Source organism: Bacteroides sp. D22 (assembly GCF_000163675.1).
Classification (GTDB): domain Bacteria; phylum Bacteroidota; class Bacteroidia; order Bacteroidales; family Bacteroidaceae; genus Bacteroides; species Bacteroides xylanisolvens.
The window spans coordinates 133,117-135,911 of sequence record NZ_GG774814.1 but is presented as its reverse complement, the minus strand read 5'-3'; the positions used below and the strand labels follow the sequence as shown (position 1 = coordinate 135,911).

Below are 2,795 nucleotides of genomic sequence, written 5' to 3'. Positions count from 1 at the left end.
GTAAAAAGACCGTCAATGAGCCAACAGCTTCAGAGATACCATCTTGTTGCAGATTATCGTAGCCAAGACTGAATCTGAAATCATGGAATAATCCCCTATTTGTAGGAGTATTTTCTTTTTTTGATGTATATTTGTACGTTGTAGATATGACTTGTTGCATTGTAACTCTTAATGATGTGGTGTCTTTAAAGTTACTAAAAAGCAAACATATCTACAACTTTTAATAGGATTAAGAAAGAAGAAGACAGTTGAAATAAAAAAGAGATTACCACCAAATTTGACGAAGAACCAAAAATCGTGGGTTCTTAATCAAATTCCGTGCTACTTATTTATGTTCAATAACCTTATTCATGGCTATTCCGGGGTACTTTAAGATGCATATAGCTTGGATAATTTATTTGCTATTTCTAATATGCTGATATCCCTTTATCCATCAACCTTTCAATGAGCTTTACTAGCACGGAATTTGAAGAAGAACCAAATCGTGGTTCTTAATCAAATTCCGTGCTACTTATTTATGTTCAATTACCTTATTCATGGCTATTCTGGAGTACTTTAAGATGCATATAGTTTGGATAATTTATTTGTTATTTCTAATATGCCGATATCCCTTTATCCATCGGCCTTTCAATGAGCTTTACTAGCACGGAATTTGATTAAGAACCAAAATCGTTTGCAGAAGAAAAGAACAAGAGGAATCATTCACCAGGCAGGGAGATGTGTAAATTAAACTATGTATGCTTTATTCTCATTCAATCTCATCGGTCGGTGAACGGCCAGCGCCAAGGGGCAGGACTACCCGTCCCAACGGACGTAAAATTGCAACATTTTAAACCTATCTACAAATTTTATCGCCAGTTGTCGTGCACTAGCTCCCCAGTTAGCCAGTATGACATGGTCCATTTCTTACATATATTGCGATAAGCGAGGTAAAACAGTTTTTTAAGGGCGGTGTTGTTAGGGAACACGCCCTTGTTTTTTTGTCACTTTCCGTATCTGATGATGACAGTCCTCAACTGTATTTATGGTATAAATCATACGATGCATATCCGATGTGAACTGAAAGTATTCAGTAAGTTTTCCCTACGTTCATAATCCTCACATATGACATTCAGTTCTTTCAAAAGCAGAGAAATATTATTCATATTTTCTTTACCTCAAAAATCCATTTTTCGATTAAGACTACAAATAAGTTTTTCACAGTAAAATCAAACGAGAAACACTCCAGCAAAAGATCCTAAAAACAGACTTATCTCTATTATTATTGATATCCCATTTCTTGAATATTTATATTCAAATATCGGCCCAATTTGAGCCGATATTCTTAATTTAAAGGTATACGCAATATCCAACAACCTATCATCCCCAAGATAACTTTAATTGGAATTATATTCTAACCACTTCTTTATAGTTTTTTTGGTTGTTTGTTGTAATCCTTCAAGTTGGTGTGGATCATCGTTCGCATATCGTATTATCAGATTAGGATTATCTTGTAGATCTTCATACAATCTTATTGCAAAGAAATTATCCTCTTCTGTTACCATCTTCTCAATCAATAATGGAATGATTTCTTTTCCCATAGCCTTTAAATCGGCATATTGAGGTAAATTTCTTGTAGTAGCAGTGTTATTACTAAGCGAGTAATGCCATGCTTCCTTCCATTCATTAAACAAAGATTCAAACCTTGAACTATCTCTACATGTTTTTACTTTTCTAGCAATCATCATCAACTCATCCGGTGAGAAGATTATATTTTCGTGAATATCCTCACTTATTTCTTTCATTGCATTAGCATCTATTTCACTTAGACTACGGGTAGGAGAAACTGCCCCATAGGTTTCCACAGGAACTCCATACATTCCATTAGAAAACACACTTACAAGGTGCCACAATAGCCACATACGCCCCATCTTAGAATAAGGTGCCTCGCAATGGGGACTACCTCCAAGAGATGCATGCAGAGGGGTATTTCCCCAACCCCAAACTACAGGATAGTATCTTGATATTGAGGTTGCCCCTTTCATGTAATCATAAGCGGCATGATACACGGAACTCGCATTTTCATATCCATATCTTACTTGATCCCAAGTACTAAACTCTATCCACTTATTATTAAACCCCAACGAATAGGCAAAACAATTATATCCAGATGACGGATAATTCATAACAACTGTATTGGAATATTCAACTAAAGGAAACGATTTCCTTAAAGCATTCCTTTCAGCAGAAAAGAGAGGTCGTGGGAAAGAGTTCCTGATCAATTCGCGCTGTTCATCTGTTAATTGAGAATCCCAATTATCAGGAAGAATATACCCTCCCCCTGGTAGATTTGATCGTGTCTTAGCCATCGGTCCAATAATGCTATAAATATAATCCATAATTTCAAGGCTATCAAGCAAATTAACAGTTTGTATAGCCACTTCATTAGCCGGCTTTACAGATTCCTCAACGGTACTTACAATATCTTCGCTACTACAAGCAAAAATACACAACAGAGCGAATACTACAGTTAATTGCTTCATATCACAAGTATTTAGTCGTCCCTTAAAAAGTACTCATCTGCGGGATATTGCAAGAAAACAGTGTCCCGCAGATTTTTTCAACAAGTAGCCAAAGAACCCTCATGGCTCTTTTGAAGTTGTACGCTGCTGCGGCTAAGAGCAGATTGACAACATCCCCGAACACACCTTTATAAAAGTTGCGTCCTAAACGAAAGTCTGATTTCAAATGCCCGATAGTCGGCTCTATTCCTGCACGCTTGCAGAATAGCTTATGTTTCTTCTTGCGTGTGTAAT

2 protein-coding genes and 1 pseudogene are annotated in these 2,795 nt (G+C 36.5%); all 3 read right to left on the bottom strand.

Translation table 11 applies throughout. From position 1 onward, the window contains the following. Positions 1 to 795: 795 nt before the first annotated feature. A pseudogene (locus HMPREF0106_RS27915) lies at positions 796 to 1,080 on the bottom strand (transposase); the annotation flags it as partial. A 296-nt stretch (positions 1,081 to 1,376) separates the two neighbouring features. Then, on the bottom strand, positions 1,377 to 2,522 hold the full coding sequence (locus HMPREF0106_RS06860; protein WP_008645790.1) for a hypothetical protein: 1,146 nt from the start codon (positions 2,520 to 2,522) through the stop codon (positions 1,377 to 1,379). Between the two features lie 22 nt (positions 2,523 to 2,544). After that, on the bottom strand, positions 2,545 to 2,795 hold a 251-nt coding region (locus HMPREF0106_RS26225), incomplete at its 5' end, for a transposase (RefSeq protein WP_008997335.1).